The organism is Acuticoccus yangtzensis (genome assembly GCF_001927245.1).
GTDB lineage: Bacteria > Pseudomonadota > Alphaproteobacteria > Rhizobiales > Amorphaceae > Acuticoccus > Acuticoccus yangtzensis.
The window spans coordinates 29,303-53,577 of the sequence record NZ_MJUX01000012.1 but is presented as its reverse complement, the minus strand read 5'-3'; the positions used below and the strand labels follow the sequence as shown (position 1 = coordinate 53,577).

Annotated in this window: 16 protein-coding genes; 11 read left to right on the top strand and 5 right to left on the bottom strand. The window is 70.2% G+C overall.

Translation table 11 applies throughout. The features are described from left to right. Window positions 1–7: 7 nt before the first annotated feature. Window positions 8–862, bottom strand: a complete 855-nt coding sequence (locus BIX52_RS20800) for an SDR family oxidoreductase (RefSeq protein WP_075223035.1) — start codon at window positions 860–862, stop codon at window positions 8–10. A 455-nt stretch (window positions 863–1,317) separates the two neighbouring features. On the opposite strand from BIX52_RS20800, the gene BIX52_RS20795 reads away from it, so the two are divergent. The 4 genes from BIX52_RS20795 to BIX52_RS20780 all read left to right on the top strand — a co-directional run bounded on the left by BIX52_RS20795 (window position 1,318) and on the right by BIX52_RS20780 (window position 4,890). Beyond that, the gene (locus tag BIX52_RS20795) at window positions 1,318–2,463 is read left to right on the top strand and encodes an AI-2E family transporter (RefSeq protein WP_075223034.1); all 1,146 of its coding nucleotides are present in this window, start codon (window positions 1,318–1,320) and stop codon (window positions 2,461–2,463) included. 285 nt (window positions 2,464–2,748) lie between these two features. After that, window positions 2,749–2,994, top strand: a complete 246-nt coding sequence (locus BIX52_RS20790) for a DUF2934 domain-containing protein (RefSeq protein ID WP_075223033.1) — start codon at window positions 2,749–2,751, stop codon at window positions 2,992–2,994. A gap of 31 nt (window positions 2,995–3,025) precedes the next feature. Beyond that, on the top strand, window positions 3,026–3,709 hold the full coding sequence (locus BIX52_RS20785; protein ID WP_075223032.1) for an SRPBCC family protein: 684 nt from the start codon (window positions 3,026–3,028) through the stop codon (window positions 3,707–3,709). A gap of 2 nt (window positions 3,710–3,711) precedes the next feature. After that, window positions 3,712–4,890 carry a zinc-dependent alcohol dehydrogenase gene (locus BIX52_RS20780; RefSeq protein WP_075223031.1) on the top strand — a complete coding sequence of 393 codons (1,179 nt, stop codon included), beginning with the start codon at window positions 3,712–3,714 and terminating at the stop codon, window positions 4,888–4,890. Between the two features lie 313 nt (window positions 4,891–5,203). Here BIX52_RS20780 and BIX52_RS20775 read toward each other — a convergent pair whose 3' ends face one another. Next, complete coding sequence (locus BIX52_RS20775) at window positions 5,204–7,045, bottom strand: amidohydrolase (RefSeq protein ID WP_075223030.1); 1,842 nt, start codon at window positions 7,043–7,045, stop codon at window positions 5,204–5,206. Between the two features lie 28 nt (window positions 7,046–7,073). Then, entirely contained in the window at window positions 7,074–8,285 is a 1,212-nt protein-coding gene (locus BIX52_RS20770) for a TIGR03032 family protein (protein WP_075223029.1), read from the bottom strand. 236 nt (window positions 8,286–8,521) lie between these two features. Here BIX52_RS20770 and BIX52_RS20765 point away from each other — a divergent pair, with 236 nt between their 5' ends. After that, window positions 8,522–15,361: an autotransporter outer membrane beta-barrel domain-containing protein gene (locus BIX52_RS20765; RefSeq protein WP_083660612.1), complete on the top strand. Its 6,840-nt coding sequence runs from the start codon at window positions 8,522–8,524 to the stop codon at window positions 15,359–15,361. 25 nt (window positions 15,362–15,386) lie between these two features. On the opposite strand, the gene BIX52_RS23055 is transcribed toward BIX52_RS20765, so the two are convergent. Further along, window positions 15,387–16,052 (bottom strand): TetR/AcrR family transcriptional regulator, encoded by a 666-nt coding sequence (locus BIX52_RS23055; protein ID WP_245803254.1) that lies wholly within the window; start codon window positions 16,050–16,052, stop codon window positions 15,387–15,389. A 219-nt stretch (window positions 16,053–16,271) separates the two neighbouring features. Here BIX52_RS23055 and BIX52_RS20755 point away from each other — a divergent pair, with 219 nt between their 5' ends. The 4 genes from BIX52_RS20755 (at window position 16,272) to BIX52_RS20740 (ending at window position 21,334) form a co-directional block, all read left to right on the top strand. Next, window positions 16,272–16,814: a (2Fe-2S)-binding protein gene (locus BIX52_RS20755; protein ID WP_075223028.1), complete on the top strand. Its 543-nt coding sequence runs from the start codon at window positions 16,272–16,274 to the stop codon at window positions 16,812–16,814. Beyond that, window positions 16,811–17,902: an FAD binding domain-containing protein gene (locus BIX52_RS20750; RefSeq protein ID WP_075223027.1), complete on the top strand. Its 1,092-nt coding sequence runs from the start codon at window positions 16,811–16,813 to the stop codon at window positions 17,900–17,902. The genes BIX52_RS20755 and BIX52_RS20750 overlap by 4 nt, the downstream gene beginning before the upstream one ends. Then, entirely contained in the window at window positions 17,899–20,175 is a 2,277-nt protein-coding gene (locus BIX52_RS20745) for a xanthine dehydrogenase family protein molybdopterin-binding subunit (RefSeq protein WP_425426695.1), read from the top strand. The genes BIX52_RS20750 and BIX52_RS20745 overlap by 4 nt, the downstream gene beginning before the upstream one ends. 241 nt (window positions 20,176–20,416) lie before the next feature. Beyond that, the gene (locus BIX52_RS20740) at window positions 20,417–21,334 is read left to right on the top strand and encodes a LysR family transcriptional regulator (RefSeq protein ID WP_139312831.1); all 918 of its coding nucleotides are present in this window, start codon (window positions 20,417–20,419) and stop codon (window positions 21,332–21,334) included. A gap of 7 nt (window positions 21,335–21,341) precedes the next feature. On the opposite strand, the gene BIX52_RS20735 is transcribed toward BIX52_RS20740, so the two are convergent. After that, on the bottom strand, window positions 21,342–22,139 hold the full coding sequence (locus tag BIX52_RS20735) for an aldolase/citrate lyase family protein (protein ID WP_211098207.1): 798 nt from the start codon (window positions 22,137–22,139) through the stop codon (window positions 21,342–21,344). A gap of 228 nt (window positions 22,140–22,367) precedes the next feature. On the opposite strand from BIX52_RS20735, the gene BIX52_RS20730 reads away from it, so the two are divergent. Together BIX52_RS20730 and BIX52_RS20725 are read left to right on the top strand one after the other, a co-directional pair. Continuing rightward, entirely contained in the window at window positions 22,368–22,964 is a 597-nt protein-coding gene (locus BIX52_RS20730; protein ID WP_211098206.1) for a TRAP transporter small permease, read from the top strand. Continuing rightward, entirely contained in the window at window positions 22,961–24,241 is a 1,281-nt protein-coding gene (locus tag BIX52_RS20725) for a TRAP transporter large permease (RefSeq protein WP_075223023.1), read from the top strand. Before BIX52_RS20730 ends, BIX52_RS20725 begins: the two co-directional genes overlap by 4 nt. Window positions 24,242–24,275 lie beyond the last annotated feature (34 nt).

The following is a 24,275-nucleotide window of genomic DNA, read 5'->3' as shown; positions in this document are numbered from 1 at the left end:
AGGCCGCTCAGACGAAAGGCCGCCCGCCCGTGACGGGGATCGTCGCGCCGATGATGTAGCTGGCCTCGTCGCTGGCGAGCATCACGTAAGGCGGGGCCAGCTCCTTCGGCTGCGCAGCCCGGCCGATGGGGGTGTTTTGTCCGAACGTCGCCACGTCCTCTGCCGGTAGGGTGGAGGGGATCAGCGGCGTCCACACCGGCCCTGGCGCGACGGCGTTCACGCGGATCCCGCGCGGCGCCAGCATCTGGCCGAGGCCCGCCACGAAATCGCGGATCGTCCCCTTCGTCGTGGCGTAGGGCAACAGGCCGGGGTTCGGCGAATCGGCGTTGATCGAACTGGTGCCGATGATCGAGCCGCCTTCCGACATGTGGGGCAGCGCCGCCTTCACGAGGTAGAAGAACGGATCGACGTTCACCGCGAAGGTGTGACGCCACTCCTCGTCGGTGATGTCCTCGAACTCGGCGAAGTTCGCCTGGTGTGCGGCGTTGCTGACGAGGACGTCGATACGGCCGAAGGCCTTCACGCTCTCCTCGACCACGGCGCGGCAATGGGAGGGATCGCTGAGATCGCCCCGCACGAGGATCGCCTTGCGGCCGGCGTCCTCGACGTGGCGGGCCGTCTGCGCGGCATCCTCGTCCTCCGACAGGTATGCGATGACGACGTCTGCACCTTCGCGGGCGAAGGCGATGGCGACGGCCCGGCCGATGCCGCTGTCGCTACCGGTGATGACCGTCGTCTTGCCCTCCAGTCTTCCGTGGCCGACGTAGGACGTCTCGCCATGGTCCGGGGTCGGCATCATCTGGTCCGTGGTTCCGGGCATCGGCTGCTTCTGGGCAGGGCGGTGGGGATTGGGTTGATCCATCGTCGGCTCCAATGGCTTTGAGAATGGTGGATGGAACGTCGGCGCGGCAGGCCGGGCGGTTCGGCCGGGACGGGTCCCGCCGCAAGGCCGGGAAGGGGCCCACCCGCAAGGCCGGGAAGGGGACCACCCGCAAGGCCTGGAAGGGCCCACCCACAACGAGGCGGCGCGCGCCCTCTGCCGTGCATCTCGTTCGTTCTGAACCAAGAGCAAGGCCCCTGTGTTCCCTCCGCCCGGTTCCCTCTCGCGCCCATCTGCGACGCGATTGACCTAAGTGATTCCACCACCCCGTTGGCGCGCTTTCCAGGACCGGCGGGCGACGACGCCCTCGCCGTCGAGCGGCGGGGCCGAGGCAAAGGCCATTGAACGGACCGGGGGCCGTTGCCGTTGGCGGATAGAGGCAGGGAGCGTCTTCGGCGTCCCGATGTCCCCGCAATCTCACCGCCTGGAGATCAACAATGGCCGATGCCGATCAGGGCGTGTCGACGCCTCAATCAGCGCAGGGCGACCGCCGCACCTCGACGGTGACTTGGCTGCTCGCCGCGATCCTCACCATTCTCGCTGCGTGGGCGCTGCGCACGGCTGCGGTTGTTGCGATCCCGTTCGTCACCGCATTGTTCGTCACGCTCGCGGTGGCGCCGGTCGATTCGCGGATCCGCCGTGCCGTGCCGGAGCGGCTGAGCTGGCTGGGCCATCTGACGGCGATGCTGATCGTGCTCGTCGTCCTCGCGGCCTTCTTGGCGGGCATCTTCCTCGCCGCGCGGCAGGCGCAGGGCGAGTTTCCGGATGTGTCGGCCGAGCTCAACGCTGCGCTCAATCAGGAGGGTGATGCCGGGTCCATCCTCCAAGGCATCGAGCTCGGCGATCCATTCGGATTGGAGGTCGATGCCGAAGCCGTTCTGGAGCGCGTCGTGTCGTATCTCGCATCCCACGCCAGCGCCTATGGCCGGGCCATTCTGGATGCGGCGACGCAGGTCGTCAGCGGGGTGGTCCTCGTCCTCTTCCTCGTCGTCCTCATGCTTGTCGAGGGGCCGACATGGCGGGACAAGATGATCAACGCCCTCGGCGAACGGCGGGCGGCCGGCTGGCACACCACCTTCAGCGTCATGGCCGTTCGCTTCCGCTGGTACATTCTCGTTCGCACGGGGCTCGGGCTGCTGTCGGCGCTGCTCTACGGCGCGTGGCTTGCGATCTTCGGTGTCGACCTCATCATCGTCTGGAGCGTCCTCGCCTTTCTGTTGAACTACATCCCGACCATCGGTTCACTCATGGCGGCGGCCTTGCCCGCGCTCTACGCCTTGTCGACGAAAGACTGGGGGACGGCCCTCATGGTCGCGGGCGGGCTTCTCGTGATCGAGCAGGTGATGGGCAACTACGTCGATCCACGGCTCCAGGGGCGTCAGCTCTCCGTGTCGCCGCTCGTCACGTTCTTCGCTCTGCTTTTGTTTGCCTGGATCTGGGGTGTCGTCGGTGCGCTTCTCGCCGTGCCGATCGCGGTTTTCGTCGTCGTTGGTTGCGCCAACATCGACAGTCTGCGCCCGGTGGGCCTGATCCTGAGCAACTGCCACGACATGGATGAGCTTCGCGAAACGACGACCCGCTGACGCCCGGCGTGAGCGGCCCGTCGCAGCGTCCCTTTCGGCTGGCGGCCGCCCAATAGCGGAGGCCGGTTCAAGTTATGGCACCCCGCACGGCCGGCATCGGATGAGATGAAGCGCGACCATTTGAAGCGTTCTATTTTAATCTATGTTTTTATTCTTCGATGTGGCGCGGGAAATGAAATGTAATCGCGCATTTCACAGGAACGAAAACCTGATCCCGCGTCTTCCCTCGGAACGGCGAGGCGTCCCACGCGGATGAGACCCGGCCGCTCGAGAAGGACCGGCATCATGGACAACGACAACGAGCTCGAACACCGCATCCGGCAGAGAGCCTACGCCCTTTGGGAGGCGGAAGGCCGGCCGGACGGAAGACGCGAAGCGCATTGGAACGAGGCGTGGCGTGAGATCGCGGCGCGGCAGCACGGCGAAATGGGAACGCCCCCGCCGGTGCCGGACGCCTATCGCCCCGAGGGCGACGCCGCTCCGAGTTCGGACGAGGCGCCGATCGGCGCCGTTCCGTCCCCCCGTATCTGATCGATCTGACCCATGGACACCCGTTGATATCATGACCCTCACTCATCACGCCCCGCCCGCGGGAGAGGCGCCCGAGGCCGACCGTTCGTCCCACCGATGGGCCGGCGCCGGTGCCTTGGCGGCGGCCGCCGTCGGCCTCATCGCCGTCACCGCACTGATCGAGCGGCCGCACCGCTCCGGCGCATCCGATTCGGCGCCTGGGCGCACCCGCCGCGGCCTGGCCCGTTTCGGCAAGCACGACGTCGTCGGCCGCACCGTCACCATCAACCGCCCCCGCGCGGACGTCTATGCGGTGTTCAAGGACCCCGCCCAGCTCGCCCGCTTCATGGAGAACATCCATAAGGTGAAGCGCACAGGGGACACGCGCGCGGTGTGGACCATCGCCGGCCCCGCCGGTGTGAACTTCGACGTCGAGACCGAAATCGTCACCGACCGCGAGAACGAGGAGATCGCCTGGCGCTCCGTCGAGGGCTCCGAGATCGAAACGCGTGGCAAGATCCTCCTGCGCGACGCCCCGGCCGGCCGCGGCACCGAGGTTGAGGCGGTAATCGCCTACAAGGCCCCGTTCGGCGAGATCGGCCGCGCCATCGCCGCGCTGTTCCAGAAGGAGCCCGCCATCCAGGGCCGGCGCGACCTGAAGCGTCTCAAGATGCTGATGGAGACAGGCGAGATCGCCATCTCCCGCAACCACCGCCCGACGTCGCAGGGAGACTGAACATGCGCGCTCTGACTTGGCACGGCACGCACGACGTGCGCGTCGAAACGATGCCCGATCCCGAAATCATGAACCCGCGCGACGCGATCCTGAAGATCACGTCCACAGCGATCTGCGGTTCCGACCTCCACCTTTATGACGGTGTCATTCCGGGCGTTCTGCCGGGGGACATTCTCGGCCACGAATTCATGGGCGAGGTCGTCGACGTGGGGCCGGGGTCGACGCTGAAGGTGGGGCAGCGCGTCGTCGTGCCGTTCACCATCTCCTGCGGCAGCTGCTTCTTCTGCGAGAAGAAGCTCTACTCGGCGTGCGACAACTCCAACCCCGTCGCCAAACAGGACATTTCCGAGACGCTCTACGGCCACGCGGTCAGCGCTCTGTTCGGCTACTCGCACCTCACCGGCGGCTATCCGGGCGGCCAGGCCGAATATGTGCGCGTGCCCTTCTCCGACGTCGGCCCCATCGTCATCCCCGACCATCTGGAGGACGAGAAAGTGCTCTTCCTGTCCGACATTCTGCCGACCGGCTGGATGGCGGCAGAGAATTGCGACATCGAAGAGGGCGACACCGTGGCAGTGTGGGGTGCCGGTCCCGTCGGTCTGTTCGCGGTGCAGTCGGCCCTTGCGATGGGGGCCCATCAGGTGATCGCGATCGACCACTATCCCCACCGCCTGGAGCTTGCGCAGCGGCTGGGCGCGAAGACGATCAACTTCCGCGAGACGTCGGTGCTTCAGGCGCTGATGGAGATGAGCGGCGGTCTGGGGCCGGATGCGGTGATCGACGCTGTCGGCATGGAGAGCCACGGCTTCGCCCTCGACAACGTGATGGATACGATCAAGCAGAAGGTCGGCATCGGCGCGGATGTGGGGCACGCCTTGCGTGAGGCGCTGATGGCGGTGCGCAAGGGCGGCCGGGTTTCGATCCCCGGTGTCTATGGCGGCTTCCTCGACACCTTCCCCCTCGGCGCGTTGATGGAGAAGGGGCTGCAGGTCCGCACCGGGCAGACGCACGTCCAGCGCTACACGCACGAGCTGCTGAAGCGCATCGAAGAGGGTGAGCTCGACACGACCTTCCTCATCAGCCACCGCCTGCCGCTGGACGAGGCGCCCACCGGCTACGCCAACTTCAAGAACGAGCAGGACACGTGGACGAAGGTCGTCCTGAAGCCTGGCGGGGTGTAACGCCCGACCGCCACGAAATGCCGCGAACCGAGACGGGCCGCCGATCGCATCGGCGGCCCATTTTCGTGCGCGCAGGAGCCGCCGCCGGGTCTTGTATCGCTGCTTCGGCGATGACCGAGTCCGGCGTAGAAGGAGACTTATGGAACGCCGCCTCAGACCCAGGGGGTCAAGAGCGCCGTGCCCATCGGCTCGAAGTCGCGGCGGTTGCGCGTCACCACCGTCAGGCCGTGGAGGAGCGCCTTGGCGGCGCTCGAGGTGTCGCGTTCGTCGGTTGTGTTTCGCGCGCAAAACACAACCGGAAATAAAGCTGCGCTCAGCGGTGCATGTGGCCGGCGTCCGGGGTGGCGCCGAGGCCGTCATACATGGCGTGCAGCAGAAGGTGGGCGGTGACGGGGTCGGCGCCGAACGGCGATTGCATGCGGCCCTGGCGCATGCCGCCGTCCCCGTTTTCGTCGCCGCGGGTGAAGACCACCGTGCCGTCCTTGATGGTGGACATGACCTGAAGGTCGGCCAGCGTCTCGGGATCGACGGCGGTGGGGTCCTGCGACAGGATCACGAAATCGGCGAGCTTGCCGACCTCGATGGACCCCTTGTCGGCCTCCTCGAAGTGCTGCCAGGCGGGCCAGATCGTCATCGCCTTCAGCGCCGTCATGACGTCGACGCGCTGGGCGGGGCCCAGAATGTCGCCGGAGCGCGTGCGCCGGGTGACCGTCGCGGCGAGAACGCGCATAGAATCGGGGAAGGCCACCGGCGCGTCGTGGTGGGTGCCGAAGATCATGCCCCGCTCACGCACCCAGCCGGTGGGCGAAATGTTGTCGGCATTCACCGGCCCCACCGTGTGATCGCGGTGCCAGTCGCCCCAGTAGAAGGTGTGCATCGGGAACAGCGACGGAAACACGCCGAGGCGCTTGTAGCTGTCGATCTGGTCTTGGCGCACGAACTGGCCGTGGACGAGGACGGGGCGGATCGGCTTCGCGCCATAGGTCGCCTGGGCGGCGTCGATGGCGGCGATCAGCATGTCGGACGCGCCCTCGCCGTTGGCGTGGGTGATGATCTGAATGCCGTTATCGTAGCACCAGTTCACCGCGTCCTGGACCTCGTCCATGGTGACGGCGGCGTAGCCCGCATAGCCGGGGGGATAGTCGCCGACCGGGTCGTAATAGGGCCGGTCGCGCAGGGCGGTGAAGCCCTGGGGCGAGCCGTCGATGGTGAGCTTGCAGCCGCCGACGCGCACCCGGTCGGTATAGTCCGGCGCAACGTTGGCGGCGATGAAGTCGCGCGCCTCCAGAACGTCGGGGAAGGTCACGACGTCGATGGGAAGGTCTCCGGTGCCGCCCACGGCGCGGATGGCCTCGACGATGGCAGGCGTCGAGCGGCCCTCCTGGGCGGTGGTGTAGCCGAAGCTCGCCCACAACGCGGCGCCCGCCTTGGTGAAGGATTCCAGCCCGGCCGGGCCGAGGCCGGCGAGGTTTTTGATCAGCACCGGGAAGAAGGCGTATTCCTCCATCACGCCGTTCAGGGTGCCGTCGGCGCTCCGCTGGTAGACGCCGCCGGGCGGGTTCTGCGTCGCGTCGGTGATCCCCGCCACCTCCAGCGCCTTGGAGTTGGCAACGCCCAGATGGCCGGACTGGTGGACGATGATGACGGGATAGTCGGTCGTCACCGCGTCGAGCTCGGCGCGGGTCGGGTGGCGCAGCTCGGAAAGCTGGGCGTTGTCGTAACCGAAGCCGACGACGACGCCGACCTTCTTCACCTCGTCGGCGTTCGCCTCCATCCAGCTCTTCAGCGTGGCTTGCAGGCTGGCGATGTCGGTCACCTTGCCGTCCGGCGGGGAGAGGAGATTGGCCGACAGCGCCTGCAGGCCGCCGAAGACAACGTGGCCGTGACTGTCGACGAAGCCCGGCAGCATGGCGCGCCCGGCGAGGTCGAAGGCCTCCGTCGCCTCGCCGCGGAAGGCGTCCATGGCGTCCAGCGTGCCGACGGCGACGATGCGCCCGTCCTTCACCGCCACCGCCTCGGCGGTGGGGCGGGCATCATCGATGGTGACGATGGGGCCGCCGGAATAGATGGTGTCGGCGATCTGTTGCGCGGTGGCGGCGCCGGTCCAGAGCATGGATCCGGCCAGCAGCGCGGCGGCGAGCGGTAGGTGTTTCAACGGGGTCTCCGTGCAGGCCAAGAAAGGGTCAGGCGGGCGCGGACCAGCCGCGCTCAGACAGCGGGCGGTCGGGCGCCTCGATGGTGATGAAGCTGGCGAGTTCCGGGCCGAAGGTCGGCAGCGCCATGGGGCAGCGCACGCCGGGCAGGACGCGCACGTCGAAGAGCTCGCGCACGGCGCCTTCCAGCCGCAGCCATTCGACGATGTCGCCGTTGCGCGTGTCGACGATCTGGACGCCGCACCAGGGGTCGGCGCCGCGCGCCTCCAGCGCCTCCTGCAAGGGAAGCCCGGAGAAGACGCCCTCGTGGCGGGCGAGCGATAGGCCGACGACCGCGTAACCGCCATGGAAGGACAGGCCGCGCAGGAAGCCGGGGCAGAAGGCGACACGCTCGGCCGCGCCGGTCTCGGGGTCGATGCGCGTCAAATATCCGTTGCCGGAATCGAGCACCCACACCGCGCCCTGATGCACCCGCGGCGAGTGCGGCATGGAGAGGCCCTCGGCAAGGATGCGGTCGGTCGCGATCTCCACCACCACGCCGCCGTCGCGCCGCTTGTCGCGCCAGCCGTCGACGATGTCGGTGGTGGCGACGGCGGTGACGTAGCGCGGAACGCCCTCCTCCATGGCGAGGCCGTTGAGGTGGCAGCGGTCCTCCGGGGCGAGGCGGGAGACGAAAGGCGGGCGCCAGACGGGCTTGAAGGAATGGAGCGTGCTGTCGGTGGCGAGGCAGGAATATTTGGTGTTGACGAAAAGGAGCCGCCCGGCGCGGTCGATGCCGAGCTCGTGGACGTCGAGGTCGGCGACGGTGTGGCCGCGGCGGGGCACGTAGAGCCGATCGAAGTGGGCGTTGGCGCGCTGGTCGGGGCCGAGCACGTTCTCGAACCGCCAGATTTGGGCAAGGCCCGCCAGCAGCAGCGTCTGGCTGTTCCCGGCGAGGCCCATGGCGCGCACGAAGTTGCGCTGGTGCAGCGACAGCGCCCCGTCCGGCCGCACGCCGACGAGGAAGAATTGGCCCGTCTGGTAGGAGGTGAAGGCGAGCGAGGCGTTGTGCAGCGCCAGCCACTGGGCGAAGCCGCGCGATGCGGTGATGGTGGTGAGGAGCGGCTGCGGCGGGGCGGCCGCGTGTGCGCCGGGTGCATCGGCGGCCGCGGGCGCGGCCGTTGCGGCGGGCTTATCGGTCGCGGCGGCGTCTCGGCTCGGCGGCGGGGCGGGGTTCGCGCCGGGTTCGATGTCGTCGTTCATGGGGGCGGGGATCTCTCAGCTCGGGCGCGGGGCGGGGGTGGCGGCCGGACCCGCGCCGGCGGCGGGGGCGCCCGTGCGTCCCATAACATCACCTCGCGATTCGATTAAATGCATGTGGTTCAAAGTCCCCACTCCAGTGGCGAATGCCCCGGCTTTCAAGCATCCCAACGAGAATGCGTTGACATAATTATCGCTTTCCGTCGACGAAAAGTAAGATGATTTCGGGGCGGCGGACGATGACGGCGGACAGATTTGACGAATACAACGGGGCGACTGCCGCGAAATCCACCTCTCGTGAGACGCTTCCTGCCCGCGCGGCGGCCGTGACGCGGCCGCGGGGGGCTGCGATCAGGCGCATCGCCTCCACGCTGCTGCTGCAGTCGACCGCGCTCGCCGGGACGATGGCCGGGGTGCCCTTGGCGGTCTATTCGCGGGCCTATGCGCAGGCGTCCTGCAGTCCCTCGGTGTCCAGCTATACGATCGACGGGTCGCAGAAATTCGACCCGTCCGACGTGGCACAGCAGCGCCAGGACCGCGCCGACGTGGTCTTCACCTGCACCATCACGTCCGACTCGGCGCTGACGACGCCGCAATATGGCTATGCCGGCGCCTACGCCTACTACCTCAACACGCCGGCGCAGGAGCTCTACCTCAACGACGGCAACTATGTCGTCAGCCGGCACATCCCCGCCTATGGGCGCAAGGGGCTCTCCCTCACCGCGACCAACAGCGCCGACATCACCGTCACCGACAAGGCGGACACGTCCTCCTTCCTGCCGAACACGGCCGGGAGCGCCCTGCCCAACCAGCAGTCCCAGCAGGGCAGCGCCTTCTCGATCTATTCGCACGGCTCGATGGCGTCATTTAACGCCTATTACTACAACAACACGGTCAATCCGGCCGGTGACGGCGGGGCGATCTCGATCACCAATACCGGGGCGCTGTCGTCCTCGGTGGGCGCGGGCATCGCCGCGGTGTCGGTGGGCAACATGCAGCCTCTGGGCGGGCTGACCGGCAAGGGCGGCGCCGTCACCATCGTGACGAGCGGCGACGTCGCGGGGTCGGCCGGCGGCATCGTGGCGCTCAGCCAGGGCGGCATGTCGACCATCCAGGACTATTCGCCGATCCCGCCTTACGCGGTCGGCGGCAAGGGCGGCACGGTGTCGGTCACCGTCACAGGCGCGGCCAAGGTCGCCGCGACGTCCACGGGGGCGGGCATCTTCGCCGGGTCCTATGGCGGCAACGCGCTCTATCAGCCCAACCCGTTCGGCCAGTATCTTTATGGCGGCCCCGGCGGCAAAGGCGGCGACGTCACCGTGGCGCTCGGCACCGCGTCGGACGCCTTCACCGGCGAGGTGTCCAGCACCGCCGCGGGCACCAACCCCGGCGAGACGCAGCTCATCCGCAAAACCGGCGCCGCGGTGGCGGCCGTCAGCCAGGGCGGGCGCGGTGTCGCGGTCGGCGTCACCATCTCCGAAGGCGGGCACGCGGGCGACGTCAACGTCACCGCCAACGGCTCGTCCGACACGTTGATCCACACCAGCGGCGATGCGTCGTTCGGCATCCTGGCGCAGAGCGTGGCGGGGCTGGCCCAGGCGGAGATCGGCGAGTCCTACAAGCTGAGCGGCGGCGATGGGGGCACCGTCACCGTCGACCTTGCAGGCGGCGGCTCGATCACCACGGCGGGCGAGAATTCCAGCGCCATCGTCGCCCAGTCGCTGGGCGGGGCGGGCCAGAACAACGACGTGAACACCGGCAGCGCCTATGGCGACGCGGGGTCCGGCGGCGTCGTGAACGTCACCTCCGACTTCGCCCTGTCGACGGCGGGGATGCTGGCGCACGGCATCGTCGGCCAGTCGATGGCGGCATCCATCGCCGGGGCGATCTACGACAATCCGAGCGACCAGAAGTTCGTCGTCGGCGACGTCGCCGACAGCGCCACGGGTGCGCAATCGGTGACGATCACCAACCACGGCGCGATCACCACGAAGGGCGTCGATTCGGCCGGCATCATCGCCCAGTCGATCGGCGGCGGCGGCGGCATGGTCCACTCCACCGCGGACCTGTCGACGGACAGCCGCGGCGTGGTCAATTCCAGCGCCTTCCAGGGCGTCGGCGGCTATGCGGGCACGGCGGCCGGCAACGACGTCACCGTGAACAACTACGGCGCCATCACAACCTATGGCGGGACGACGGACTCGTCCGGCGATGCGGTCGGCGGCGGCATCGGCATCCTGGCGCAGTCGATCGGCGGGGGCGGCGGCATCAACACCGGCAGCGGCGCTTATGGCGCGCTGGGCGGGGCCGGCAACAGCACCGAAAAGGGCAGCGACGGCGGCACGGTGACGGTGTGGAACCGCGCGGCGATCACCACGGCGGGCGACGAGGGGCACGGCGTGCTGGCGCAGTCGATCGGCGGCGGCGGCGGCATGGGGCGCAACGAGAAGGGGCTGTTCCGTGCGGTCGGCGGGTCCGGCGGCGCGGGCGGCGACGGCGGCGCGGTCACGGTGCATCAGCACAGCGACATTGCCGTCAGCGGCGACTATGCGGCCGGCGTGATCGCCCAGTCGATCGGCGGCGGCGGCGGCAATGGCGGCAGCGCGACCGCGTTCGGCCTCTTCGGCAGCTCCAGCGTGGGCGGCGCCGGCGGTGCGGGCGGCGACGCGGCCAAGGCCGAGGTGCTGACGCTGACGAGCAGCAAGACGGAGACCACCGGCGACCACGGCATCGGCATCCACGTGCAGTCGATCGGCGGCGGCGGCGGCACCGGCGGCGCGGCGAAGTCGACCAGCGACGGGCTGCTGTTCTCGTTCGCGCTGGCGACCGGCGGCACCGGCGGCAGCGGCGGCGCGGGCGGTGAGGCGGAGGTGGAGCACTACGGCGCGGTGACCACCACCGGCACCGACGCCATCGGCGCACTGATCCAGTCGATCGGCGGCGGCGGCGGCGCGGGCGGCACGGCGACCACGAAGGCGACATCGCTCGGCATGCCGATCGACGAGGACGGCGACTCGCTATCCCTCAACCTGACGATCTCGCACGGCGGCGTCGGCGGCGACGGTGGCGATGCGGGCGAAGCGGTCGGCATCGTCCAGAAGAGCGCGTCGATCGTCACCAGCGGCGACGGGGCGACTGGCCTGCACATCCAGTCCATCGGCGGCAGCGGCGGTGCGGGCGGCGACGCCACCGCGACATCGGTCAGCAAGTCGCTGGGCGATCTGGTGGGCGACGACGACTCCAAGCCGATCAGCGCCGACCTCAACCTCACGATCGGCGGCGCGGGCGCAGGGGCGGGTGACGGGGCCAAGGCCTATGGCCACGTCCTCGGCACCATCTCCACCTCCGGCGCGTTGGCTGACGGCATGCTGGTGCAGTCGGTCGGCGGCGGCGGCGGGGCCGGCGGCGCGGGGGCCGGCACGGCCAAGACGGTGAAGCATGCGGTGTCCGGCACGCTGAACATCTCGGTCGGCGCGGCCGGTGGCGGCGGCGGTACCGGCGGGCTGGCGATGGGCGGCCTCGCGTCCGGCGCGTCGGTGACCGCCAAGGGCCTCGGCGCGCGCGGCATCGTGGTGCAGTCGGTCGGCGGTGGCGGCGGCTCGGGCGGCGGCGGCACCGGCAATGACGGCGCGGACTGGACGGTGACTGTCGGCCTCGGCGGCACAGGCGGACCGGGCGGCGACGGCGGGACGGTCTACGCCTGGAACGCCGGCGCGATCTCGACGTCCGGCGACGACGCCACGGGGCTGATCGCCCAGTCGGTCGGCGGTGGCGGCGGCACGGCGGGCCTCGGCACCAGCTCCATCACCCACACCGAAGAGAAGAAGAAGGAGGACGACGACGGCGGGGACGATGATGGCGGGGACGACGACGATGGGGATGGCGGCGACGAGACCGCGATCCTGGTCGGCGACGACGACGACACCGAGACGAAGAATTATCTGACGGTGGGCGACGGCACGGGCGGCGGCGGCGGCACCGGCGGGACGATCTATGTCGGCATCGGCGAGACGGGCGGCGCGATCAAGCGCGGCACCATCGTCACCACCGGGGACGTGTCGCACGGGGTGCTGGCCCAATCGGTCGGCGGCGGCGGCGGCGCGGGCGCGGTCACCACGTCGTCGGACTCCTCCTCCTCGTCGTCCTCCTCCTCCGACTCCTCCTCGGACGACAGCGGCGACGACCCGGACGTGACCTTGACGATGGGGTCGAGCGGCGGCCTCGGCGGCAACGGACGCGACGTGACGGTCTATGCCAGCACCGTGACGACGTCCGGCTTCGGGTCGAGCGCGATCATCGCCCAGTCGATCGGCGGCGGCGGCGGCACGGGCACATCGTCCGGCTTCGCGGTGCCGAAGGTGAAGGTGTCGCTGGGCGCCAAGTCGTCGGAGAATGGCGGCGGCACGGGCGGCACGGTCACCGTGGACGTGCTGGACGGCGAGACGCTGAAGACCGGCGGCGACAGTTCGCACGGCGTTGTGGCGCAGTCGGTCGGCGGCGGCGGCGGCCTCGGCATCGTCGCCCTCGGCACGGCCGATCTGGCGCACGACGACACGTTGCAGGGCGTCATCTCCGTGGAGCTCGGCACCAACGGCGGAACCTCCGATCCCGCGAACAAGCTCTTCGCCAACACGGTGACGGTGGATCACAAGGGACATATCGAGACGGCGGGGGATCGGTCGATCGGCATCATCGCCCAGTCCATCGGCGGCGGTGGCGGCTTCCTCTCGGCCTCGTCGCAGAATTTCGACGGCGGGGTGAACTGGGTCAGCGACCAATCGGCCGCTGCGGGCGCGGACGTGACGGTGTCGCTGGAAGGCGCCACCATCGTCACCTCAGGCGATGGGGCGTTCGGCATTCTCGCCCAGTCGATCAGCGGCGGCGGCGGCGCGGTGACGGACACCTCGGAGATGGTCCAGGTCGATTCCGACGGCCTGTCGTCCTACAGCTACGCCCACGGCACCGCCACATCGTCCGGGCAGGTTGCGGTGACGCTCGATTCCACGTCGTCGATCGCAACGAGCGGTTTCCAGGCGCACGGGATCATGGCCCAGTCGATCGCCGGCGGCGGCGGCCTCATCTTAAGAGATCAGGGAAGCTTCGCCGGCTCGCTGAACCGCAATGCCGGGTCGAGCAATTCCGGCGGCGTCACGGTCGACGTCAACGGCAGCGTCTCGACGACGTCGAGCTATGCCTGGTCGGTGTGGACGCAGACCCAGGACGGCACGGTCGACATCACCATCGGCGAAGGGGGCACCGTCTCGGGCGCGATCGGGATTGGCAGCTACGGCGACAACCTCGGCGGGGCGGTGTACGCCAGCGTCGGCACCGCGGGCACGATCAACGTCACGAACAACGGCACGTTGGACGGCGATCTCGTGACGACTTACAACGTTGCGACCGGCCAGAGCAGCGCCGTGCGCGGGGCGGCGCCGACGGTGACCACGGTCCCCTCCAATTCCGCCCCCTCCAATTCACCCCCTGCCAATTCGCGCCTCGTCAACACCGGCACGTTCCGCACGGGCGGCACCGTCGCCGTCAACAACGTGCTGAACGCGGGCACGATGACCGTCGGCAAGGTGGGCGACTTCGCCGCCACGACGGTCCACGGCGACCTCACCAGCATCACGGCGGCGCAGGCACGCCGGCTCACCCGCACCGCGCTCCCCGCCGACGCGCGCGCCCGTGGCCGCGGCCACCTCGCCGGGGTCGATGTCGACATGGAGAAGGGCCTCAGCGACCAGCTCGTCGTGAAGGGCGATTTCGCGGGCGATTGGGACGTGTCGCTCAACGTCGCCACGCTGCTTCCCAACGTGCGGGCGGAGTTCCTCGCCATCGAGGGCGCGGCGACCGGCACCATCGACGTTGAGGACTCGCTGATCTTCGGCTTCTCCGGGCTGACGACGGGCGCCAACGGCCGGTCCGGCGTGACGGTGGAGCAGGCCAACTTCGACGCGGCGGGCGCGGGCCTGTCACGCAACCGGCAGGAGGCGGCGCGCGCCCTGCAAAGCGCGTGGGACACGATCGCCGCCGCCAACGGCACGCGCGCGATGAACGACGGCGGCCCGACGATGGGCGAAATGTTCGGCGCCTTCCACGGCGCGACGGCGGACACCTACGACGACATGGTGGCGCAGCTCGTCTCCCACACGGCGCTCGGCCCCCTGGCGCGGGCGCCGTCCATGGCGGTGGCGGCGGCCAATTCCGCGATGGCGTGCGAAGGGTTCGCCACCGGCGCCATCCTGGAGGACGGGGCCTGCATGTGGGGCACCGTCAACGGCGCCGCCGCGCGCTATGACGGTTACGACGGCGACCCCGGCTACAGCCTCGACGCCTACGGGGTGACAGGCGGGGCGCAGTTCGAGCTCGGCGGCGGCTGGTTCGTCGGCGGCACGGTGGGCTACGAGAACGGCGCCTATAGCGGCAACGGGGCGACGCTCGACACGGACACCGCGTTCGGCGCGCTGTCGGTGAAGAAGGAGATCGCCGGGTTCACCGTGGGCCTGGCGGCGGGCGGCGGCTACACCTGGGGCGACGGCTCGCGCACCGTGGTGAACGGCGCCTTCGTGGGGCGGGCGGAGTCCGAGCCCAACTCCAGCTATCTCTTCGCCCGTGCGCGCGGCGCCTACACGCTGGCGCTGAACGAGTGGGCCTATGTGCGCCCGGCGCTGGACTTCGACGTGATCAGCGTCAACCAGGAGAGCTACCGCGAGAGCGGCGCCGGGGCGCTGAACCTCGACGTCGCGGGCGCGACGGAGACCTTCGTTGTGCTGACCCCGTCCGTCGAGATGGGGGCGCGGGTGAACGTGACGGAGACGCTGCCGACGCGCATCTTCGCCACCGCCGGGGTGAGCTTCTTCTCGGAGGACGAGTTCACCTCCAAGGGCCGTCTCGCCGGTGTGCCGTCGATGGAGACGTTCGACACGAAGACCTCGATCGGCGATGCGCTGGCGCGTGTCGGCATCGGCGTCGATCTCTCCCCCGCCGAAGGGTTCGAGGTGAAGCTGCAATATGACGGCGCCTTCTCCGAAGAGATGCAGTCGCACGGCGGCTCGCTGAGGATCGGGTACCGGTTCTGACGGGCGGCGGGGTCCGCCCCGCCTTTCACGTCCGGATCGCGAGACCGTCGACGAAGATGTCGAGGAGGTGGGTTGCCGTCTCCTGCCAACCGGCGGCGGCCTGGGCGGGGGCGTAGCACACGCCCAGCAACATGCGCAGGACCTCGTCGGGCGTGACGTCGGCGCGCAGGGTGCCGGCGGCGGCGGCGCGCTCCATCAGCCCGCCCAGCGCGGCCAGGATGCGCGCGCCTTTGTCGGCATAGAAGGCGGGATCGTCGATCGCCGGGGCGAGCGCGGCCACCATCCCCTTCTTCGTGGCGATCATGCGCACGGCGAGGCGCAGCCAGGTGCGCAGCGCCTCCAGCGGCGGGGTGGTCTCGCCAAGCTGGGCGGCCAGCGCCACAAGCTCGTCCACCTCGCGGCTATAGACGGCCTGAAACAGCGCCTCACGCGTCGGAAAATGCCGGTACAGGGTGCCGATGCCGACGCCCGCCTCGCGCGCGACCGCCTCGAGGCTCGCCCCCGGCCCGCCTGCCGAAAATATGTCGCGCGCGGCGTTGAGCAGCCGCTCGCGATTGCGCAGCGAATCGGCGCGCGGCTTGCGGCCGGTGGCGGCGGCGGGCGGCTTCGCGCTCGTCCGCGTGGGCGCGTCACCGGCCGCGGACGGGGGCGAACCGGCGGAGGCGACAGGCGCGGCGTGCCCCTTTTTCACCGCCGAAACAGGCGGTTCTGCCGGGGCGGCGTCAGATTTTGGCCTGTCGCGTGCGATTTTGAAGTCCTCCAGCTTGAAAAGCGGAGGCGCCCTCCGCATATGGCCCTACGCAGATCGCGTTGTCCCGGCCGTTCGTCTTCTACCTCACTTCGGCTCCGGATGGGTCAATGCGTCCCCACCTCCCACGGTTTCACCGTCATGCCTCCATGGAGGGCGCTCATGCCACTGACTTTGCACCTCACAGTCAACGGAGAGGCGCACAGGGTCGATCTCACCGATCCCCGCCCCACCCTGCTCGACGTCCTGCGCGAGCGCATCGGCCTGACCGGCACCAAGAAGGGCTGCGACCGCGGCCAATGCGGCGCATGTACCGTTCTCCTCGACGGTCAGCGCGTCAACTCCTGCCTCGTCCTCGCCGCGAGCGCGGACGGGGCGGAGGTCACCACCATCGAGGGCCTGTCCGCGGACGGGGCGCTGCACCCGGTGCAGGCCGCGTTCATCGAGAACGACGCCTTTCAGTGCGGCTTCTGCACGCCGGGCCAGGTGATGAGCGCCGTGGGTCTTCTGGCGGAGGGCGAGACGGGGGGTGACCCTGAACGCATCCGCGAGGGGATGAGCGGCAACCTGTGCCGCTGCGCCGCCTACCCCGGCATCACCGCCGCGGTGATGGACGCGTTCGCCCGCATGGAGGCCGCCGAGGGCGAGCGTGCCGACGACCGCGCCCGCACAGAAGACCGAGCCCGTCAGGGAGAACCGGCATGAACCTCTTCGACTATGTGCGCCCGGCGACCCTCGGCGAGGCGCTCGGCGCAGCGGCCCATCCCGGCGCCGCGGTGCTGGCCGGCGGCACCAACCTCGTCGACCTGATGAAGGCCGGCGTGGCGCGGCCCGAACGCATCGTCGACATTTCCCGCCTCCCCGGCCTGTCCGAGATAGAGACGCTGGAGGACGGCGCCATCCGCATCGGCGCCCTCGTCGGCAACGCGGCGCTGGCGCGTCACCCGGCGGTGAAGGCGGCGGCGCCCGCGGTGGCGGAGGCGGTGCTTGCCGGTGCCTCGGCCCAATTGCGCAACAAGGCGAGCGTCGGCGGCAACCTGTTGCAGGCCACCCGCTGCGCCTATTTTGGCGACCCCGCCAGCGCCTGCAACCGCCGCGTCCCCGGCTCCGGCTGCGACGCCAAGGGCGGCGACCGGCGCGGCCACGCGGTGCTCGGCTGGTCGGACGCCTGCAGCGCCACCAACCCGTCCGACCTCCTCGTCCCGCTGGCCGCGCTCGGCGCAGTGGTCGAGATCGCCGGGCAGGACGGCACGCGCGAGGTGCCCGTCGCCGAATTCCACACGCTCCCCGGCGCGGACGGTGACGCGGGCGGGCCGCAACTCCGCCACGGCGAGATCGTCACCGCCGTGCGCCTTCCCGCGGACGCCGCGCGGTTCGCCGCCGCCTCGCGCTACGTGAAGGTGCGCGAACGGACGTCCTTCGCCTTCGCCCTCGTCTCCGCCGCGGCGGCGCTCGACATCGAGGACGGCACCATCCGCGCCGCGCGGCTGGCGCTGGGCGGTGTCGCCGCCCGCCCCTGGCGCGCTGCCGAGGCGGAGGCGGCGCTGACCGGCAAGGCGCCGGACGCCGCCGCCTTCCAGGCCGCAGCCGAGGCCGCGATGGCGCAGGCGCGCCCGTCCGCCGAGGACAACGCCTTCAAGATTGCGCTGGCCCTCCGTGTCGCGGTGCGGGCGCTCACGCTGGCCGCCAAGGGGACGCCGGAGCGCATGCCCGCCCTCCCCGCCTCCGTCTTCGCGCCCACCCTCTCCGCGCCCTCCCCTTCCGCGCCCTCTTTCCAAGGGACCGCCCGATGACCGACATGATCGAACCCGTCTCCCCCGATACGCTGGCGAACGGTTCGGCCCACGTGCGCCTCGGCTCCAACGCCGGGCAGCCGCTGACCCGCGCGGACGGCCGCCTGAAGGTCACCGGCCGCGCCACCTTCGCCGCCGACAACCGGCCGGACGGGATGCTCTACGCCGTCTACGTCTCCGCCACGATCGCCCGCGGGCGCGTCACGCATCTGGACGTCGACGCCGCCAAGGCGCATCCCGGTGTGGTGGAGGTGATGACGCCGGCCAACCGCCCGCCGCTGGCGCGCGACCCCGACGCCAAGCCCCACCCCTTCGCGCTCAAGGTGGACGCGCTGCAGAACGACCGCGTGCGCTATGCCGGCCAGCCGATCGCCCTGGTGATCGCCGAGACGCTGGAGGCCGCCGCCGAGGGCGCCGTGCTGCTGGCGCCCGCCTACGCCGCCGAGCCCGCGCGGATGGACGAGGCGACCGGCGAAATCTTCGCCACCGAGATCGCCGGCTTCGGCAACCCGGCGCTGTTCGAGAAGGGCGACGTGGAGGCCGGCCTCGCCGCCGCCGCGCGCCGTGTCGAGGCGCGCTACACCACGCCCGCCCAGTATCATAACGCGATGGAGCCTCACGCCATCGTCGCCGCGTGGGAGGGCGACCGGCTGATCCTCGACATGCCGACCCAGGCACCCGCGCTCTCGACGGCCGAGTTCGCGAGCTTCTTCGGCATCCCGCCCCAGAACGTTCTGGTGCGCAGCCCCTTCATCGGCGGCGGCTTCGGCTCCAAGGCGTTTGCGACCGGGCCCTATCTCCTCGCCATGCTGGCGGCGCGCATGGTCGGGCGGCCGGTGAAGATGGTGCACCGGCGCGACCAGCAATTCGGCCCCGTCGGCCATCGCGGTGCGACGCGGCAGACGCTGCGGCTCGGCGCGGCCGCGGACGGGCGGCTGACCGCGCTCGACCATACCGCGCTCTCCACCACGTCGAGCTTCGACGACTTCCTGGAGCCCGCCGCCAACGCCTCGCACAACATGTATGCCAGCCCCGCGATGCGCATGGCCCACCAGGGCCTGCGCAACGACGTCGGCACCCCCGGCGCGATGCGCGCGCCAGGCGAGGCGACCGGCTCGGCGGCGCTCGAATGCGCGATGGACGAGGCGGCCGAGGCGTGCGGCATGGACCCCCTCGCCTTCCGCCTCGCCAACTATGCCGAGACGGACCCGCAGACAGGGCGCCCCTTCTCGTCCAAGGCTCTGCGCGAATGCTACACCGCCGCGGCCGAGCGCTTCGGCTGGTCCGGCCGTCCCCTGGCGCCGCGCCAGATGCGCGATGATGAAGGCCGCCTCGTCGGCTGGGGCATGGGAAGCGCGCTCTTCCCGTGCCCGATGTTCGAGGCGGAGGCGCGCGCGACCATCCACGCCGACGGCACCGGAACGGTGGAGATCTCCGCCTCTGAGATGGGCCAGGGCGCGTTGACGGCGCTCGCCCAGATCGCCGCCGACGGGCTGGGGATCGACGGCGATCGTCTCGATTTCCGGTCGGGCGATTCCTCGCTTCCCAATGGCGGCATCGCCGGCGGGTCGGGGCACACGGCGACGGCGGGAAGCGCCATCTTCACCGCCGGGGCCGACGCGGTGCGGCGCCTCGCCGAGATCGCCGTCGCCGACGAGGCCTCGCCGCTCTTCGGCGCGTCGAACTCCGGCGTCGAGGCCCGCGGCGGCCGTCTCCACCGGGTCGACGATCCGTCCCGCAGCGAGACCTATGCGGCGATCCTGTCGCGCGCCGGGCTTTCGTCGGTCACCGGCGAGGGCAAGGGGGCGCGCGACCCCGCCGCCGCCGAGAGCCGGGCGATGTTCTCCCACGGCGCCGTCTTCGCCGAGGTGACGGTGGACCCTGACCTCGCCCAGATCCGCGTCACCCGGCTCGTCGGCGCCTTCGCGGCGGGGCGGATCGTCAACCCGCGTCTGGCGACGAGCCAACTCACGGGCGGCATGATCTGGGGCATCGGCTTCGCGCTGCACGAGGAGACGGTGTACGACCCGCGCACCGGCCGGCCGATGAACGCCGATTTCGCCGGCTACCACGTGCCGGTGAACGCCGACGTTCCGTCCGTGGAGGCGCTTCTCGTCGAGGAAACCGACCGCCACGTCAACGCGCTCGGCATCAAGGGTGTGGGCGAGATCGGCATCACCGGCACCGTCGGCGCCATCGCCAACGCGCTCTGGCACGCGACCGGCGTGCGCGTGCGCGACTTCCCGGTGAAGATGGAGACGCTGCTGGGGTAAGGCGCGGCGGCCGGCCTTGCGCCGATCGACACGTCCCATCCCGAGCGCGGACGGCCCTACCGGCGGCCTGCGCTCGGCTCTTCGCGCCTCTCAGTCCCGCGGCGCGTTTCCCGTCGCGGCGGCGCCGCCCTCGATCGCCTCCCCCGGTGGGGGCCGAGCGGTTTGCGATGGACGCCGCACCGTCCGCCGTGCTCATGGAAAAGGTGGGTGCGCGCCCCAACCAGTGCGGGAGGCAGGACGGGTGAAGCGGTTGAACTTGCGCGAACTGGAGATCTTCCGCGCGGTCATGGTCCTCGGCACCACGGTGCGGGCGGCGGACGAGTTGTCGATGTCCCAGCCCGCGGTCAGCAACGCGCTGAAGACCATGGAGGCGCGGCTCGGCTTCACCCTGTTCGAGCGCGCCGGCAACCGGCTGGACCCGACCGACGAGGCGCGGCTCCTCCACCAGCGGGCCGAGCCCGTCTTCCAGCTCATCGAGACGGTGAACCAGAGCGCGCTCGACATTCGGTCGGGCAGTCTCGGCCGCGTGCGCGTCGTCGCCACCTCGGAGGTGACGGAGGCGCTGATGCCGATCGCCATGAGCACCTTCCTTTCCGCCCGGCCGGATGTTCACGTGACGCTCGATACGAAGCCGCTGCACACGGTGCTGGAGGCGGTGGAGAGCGGCCTTGCCGATGTCGGCTTCGCGATGGATCCGGGCGCGCGCACCGGCCTGTTGCTGCAGCCGATCGAGAGTCTGCGGACGGTGTGCGTGTGCGCGGCAGGGAGCGCGCTGGCGCAACTGCCGTTCGTGACGCCGCAGGACCTCGTCGGCCAGCGGCTGATCTGTCCCCTGTCGGGAACGCGCATCGCCTCTCAGTTGGAAGAGGCGTTCCGCAAGTCCGCCCTTCCTTACGAGCCGCGGGTGGAGGTGCGCTTTCTCAACGCGGCCGCGCAGATCGTGCAAAAAGGTTGGGGCGTGGCGATCCTCGACGAGCTGACCGCGTCGTCCGGGCGCTACCCGGACCTTGCGGTTCTGCCGTTCGAGCCCAGCATTCCGCGGCCTCTGGCGGCGATCGGGCCGCGCCACAAATCGCAGTCGCGGCTGACGCGCGAGTTCGTCGCCAACTTCATCCTGGAGACGGGGGCGCTCATCGCCACGGTGCGCGGCACCGGGTGAGCCTCACTCAGGCGGCCGCGGCGTCCTGCCGTGCGGTCAGGTCGCGGTAGCGGCCCAGCACTGCGCGCCCGCCGTCGGCGATGAGATTGATCTCGTTGGTGGCGACGAGCAGCGAGGCGCCGAGGTCGCGCGCGTGGCTGGCCACCAGCGGCTCGGGCAGGCCCATGGCGCCGAACCCCTTGGCCGAGGCGTGCGCCGCCCCGGCGATGGCGCGGAAGGCGCCGAGAACCTCCTCGTGGCCCAGCGCGCCCAGATGCCCCATCGCCGCGGCGAGGTCGTTGGAGCCGATCATCAGCGCGTCGATCCCGTCGAGCGCGGCGATGGCGGCGGCGTCGGCAAGCCCGCTGCGGCTTTCGATCATCGCGATCACGCGGGTGGCGGGCTCGGCCTCGCGCACCATGGTCACCGCGTCGACGGGCTCGAAGCCGAAGTGGGCGATGGCGCCCGGAAGCGCCCGCTCGCCGGTGGCGGGAAAGCGCGTGCGGCGGACGATCTCGCGCGCGTCGTCCAGGCTGTCGACATGGGGGATGATGACGCCGGTGGCGCCGCAGTCGAGCACGCGGGCAAGGTCCGGCGAGGCGGGGCCGGTGACGCGCACATAGACCGGAAACCCGCCCATCTGCCCGGCGACGCAGATGGCGGCGGCGGCGTTCACGGTGATCGGCCCGTGCTCCATGTCGACGACGAGGAAGTCGTAGCCGCAGCGGCGGGCGACGGCGACGGCTTCGGGCGTGCCGAGGACGCATACGGCAAGGCCGATGGCGGTCATATCCTCGGATGTGTCGGTCGGGTGAGGGGCGGGCATGGGCGCAATCCAGTGGCAGGCCGGACCGTTATCGCGGAGGTCCGGACCTGGCGCAACGGACTTGGTGCCTATTATAGAGGCGTGCCTATTTCTGATACAGCGACCTCTGGCGACGGTCGCGATTGTCGGTAATCTGAGGCCGGTCGCGACCCGGTCCGCCGGGCGCCGCCACGACGATCCGGTCCGCCGGATGCACCGACTTTCGCGAACCACCTCGCCCGGATGCCGATGGAACGTCTCACGACCCCGCCCAGACCTCGAAAGGTCGCCCTGCCTCTCGCCGCGGCGCACTTCGCGCTCATCGCCCTTCGGCGCGCGGTCGACACGGTGGCCGGCCTCCTCTTCATCTACATGTGCTTCGCCATCCTGGTGCAGATCATGGGGCGCTACGTCTTCGCCTACTCCATCGCCGGGACGGAGGAGACGGCCACCTTCGCGCAGATCTGGCTGGTGCTGCTGGGCGCCGGCATCGCCATGCGCAACGCCCAGCACGTGGCGATCGACGTCCTCATCGTGCGCTGCCCGCCGCTGGTGCAGCGGATCGCCAAGACCGCCTCGCTGGCGCTGGGGCTGTGGTTCCTCGGCGTCGTCCTCGTCGGCAGCTTCGGCCTTCTCTCCATCGGCATGATCGTCAAGTCGCCGGCGCTGCGCATCCCGCTCGCCTGGCCCTATGCCGCGCTCCCGGTCGGCATCGCCTATTTCATGCTGGAATTCGCCATCGCCACGATCCCCGACATCGTGCGCGGACAGGCACGGCCCGCGCCGCTCCCCGCCGACGCCGACCTTCCGGCCGACCTCGCCGCCGACAAAGGACGCGCCGCATGATCCTCGCCTTCGGCGGCTTCGCCCTCCTCATCGTCTCCGGCATCCCCATCGTCCTGGCGCTCGGGATCGCCGCGCTCATCACCATCGTCACCTTCACGGACGTGCCGCTGGCGATCCTCGCCCAGCGCGTCTATGGCGGCGTCAACTCCTTCCCGCTGATGGCGATTCCCTTCTTCGTCGCCGCGGGGCTCATCATGGAGGCCGGCGGCATCGCCCGGCGCTTCGTCAACCTCGCGGCGGCGCTCGTCGGGTGGATCACCGGCAGCCTCTTCATGGTGGCCGTCGTCACCGGCACCGGGCTCGCGGCGATCTCGGGCTCCGGCTCGGCCGACACCGCGGCGATCTCCTCCATCCTCGTGCCCGAGATGAAGAAGCGGCGCTACGACGTGGACCTGTCGGCGGTCATCATCGCCGCCGCGGGGTCGATGGCGTCGATCATCCCGCCGTCCATCATCATGGTTGTCATCGCCATCACCACCAACCAGTCGATCGGGGCGATGTTCCTCGGCGGCATCGTGCCGGGGCTCCTCATCGCGCTCAGCCTGATGATCGGCTCCTACATCTTCGCCAAGCGCGGCGGCGCGACCTACCGCGACGCCGAGCCCTTCTCCGGCCGCCGCCTGTGGACCGCCTTCGTCGAGGCGATCCCGGCCTTGTGCGTGCCGATCATCATCGTCGGCGGCATCGTCGGCGGAGTGTTCACCGCCACGGAGGCGGCGTGCATCGCAGTGTTCGCGACGCTCATCATCTCGCTCTTCATCTACCGCGAATTGAAGCTGCCGCAGGTGTGGGGGCTGATCCAGCGCACGGTGAGCCTGTCGGCCGCCGTCCTCATCATCGTCGCGACGGCGAGCATCTTCTCCTGGATCATCGCCAACCTCGGCGTGCCGGCGGCGCTCGATGCGTGGCTGCGCTCGGTCACATCCTCGCCCGCCGGGTTCATCCTCATCGTCACGCTGCTGCTCCTCGTCGTCGGCATGTTCATGGAGAGCATCTCGGCGATCCTCATCATCCTGCCGGTGCTGATGCCGATCGCCGTCGGCTACGGCATCGATCCCATTCAGTTCGGCGTGCTCGTCGCGCTCAACCTCTCCGTCGGGCTGATCACGCCGCCTTACGGGATCTGCCTCTACGTCGCCGCTCTGGTGGCGGGACGCAGTGTCGAACAGGTGTCGCGCCGGGTGTGGATCGCGCTGGTGCCGATGCTGATCGTCCTCCTCCTCACCGCCTTCGTCCCCGTCCTCACCCTCGCATTGCCGCGCCTCGCCTTCGGGTGAGGTCGGCGCCCGTCCTGTCGTTCCCCCCTCCTCC

Excerpts from the sequence above, each read along its gene's own strand:
- BIX52_RS20780 (WP_075223031.1), top strand. The coding sequence starts at position 3,712 with ATGCGCGCTCTGACTTGGCACGGCACGCACGACGTGCGCGTCGAAACG.
- BIX52_RS20765 (WP_083660612.1), top strand. The coding sequence starts at position 8,522 with ATGACGGCGGACAGATTTGACGAATACAACGGGGCGACTGCCGCGAAA.
- BIX52_RS20745 (WP_425426695.1), top strand. The coding sequence starts at position 17,899 with ATGACCGACATGATCGAACCCGTCTCCCCCGATACGCTGGCGAACGGT.
- BIX52_RS20800 (WP_075223035.1), bottom strand. The coding sequence starts at position 862 with ATGGATCAACCCAATCCCCACCGCCCTGCCCAGAAGCAGCCGATGCCC.
- BIX52_RS20785 (WP_075223032.1), top strand. The coding sequence starts at position 3,026 with ATGACCCTCACTCATCACGCCCCGCCCGCGGGAGAGGCGCCCGAGGCC.
- BIX52_RS20795 (WP_075223034.1), top strand. The coding sequence starts at position 1,318 with ATGGCCGATGCCGATCAGGGCGTGTCGACGCCTCAATCAGCGCAGGGC.
- BIX52_RS20750 (WP_075223027.1), top strand. The coding sequence starts at position 16,811 with ATGAACCTCTTCGACTATGTGCGCCCGGCGACCCTCGGCGAGGCGCTC.
- BIX52_RS20770 (WP_075223029.1), bottom strand. The coding sequence starts at position 8,285 with ATGAACGACGACATCGAACCCGGCGCGAACCCCGCCCCGCCGCCGAGC.
- BIX52_RS20725 (WP_075223023.1), top strand. The coding sequence starts at position 22,961 with ATGATCCTCGCCTTCGGCGGCTTCGCCCTCCTCATCGTCTCCGGCATC.
- BIX52_RS20730 (WP_211098206.1), top strand. The coding sequence starts at position 22,368 with ATGGAACGTCTCACGACCCCGCCCAGACCTCGAAAGGTCGCCCTGCCT.
- BIX52_RS20790 (WP_075223033.1), top strand. The coding sequence starts at position 2,749 with ATGGACAACGACAACGAGCTCGAACACCGCATCCGGCAGAGAGCCTAC.
- BIX52_RS20735 (WP_211098207.1), bottom strand. The coding sequence starts at position 22,139 with ATGCCCGCCCCTCACCCGACCGACACATCCGAGGATATGACCGCCATC.
- BIX52_RS20755 (WP_075223028.1), top strand. The coding sequence starts at position 16,272 with ATGCCACTGACTTTGCACCTCACAGTCAACGGAGAGGCGCACAGGGTC.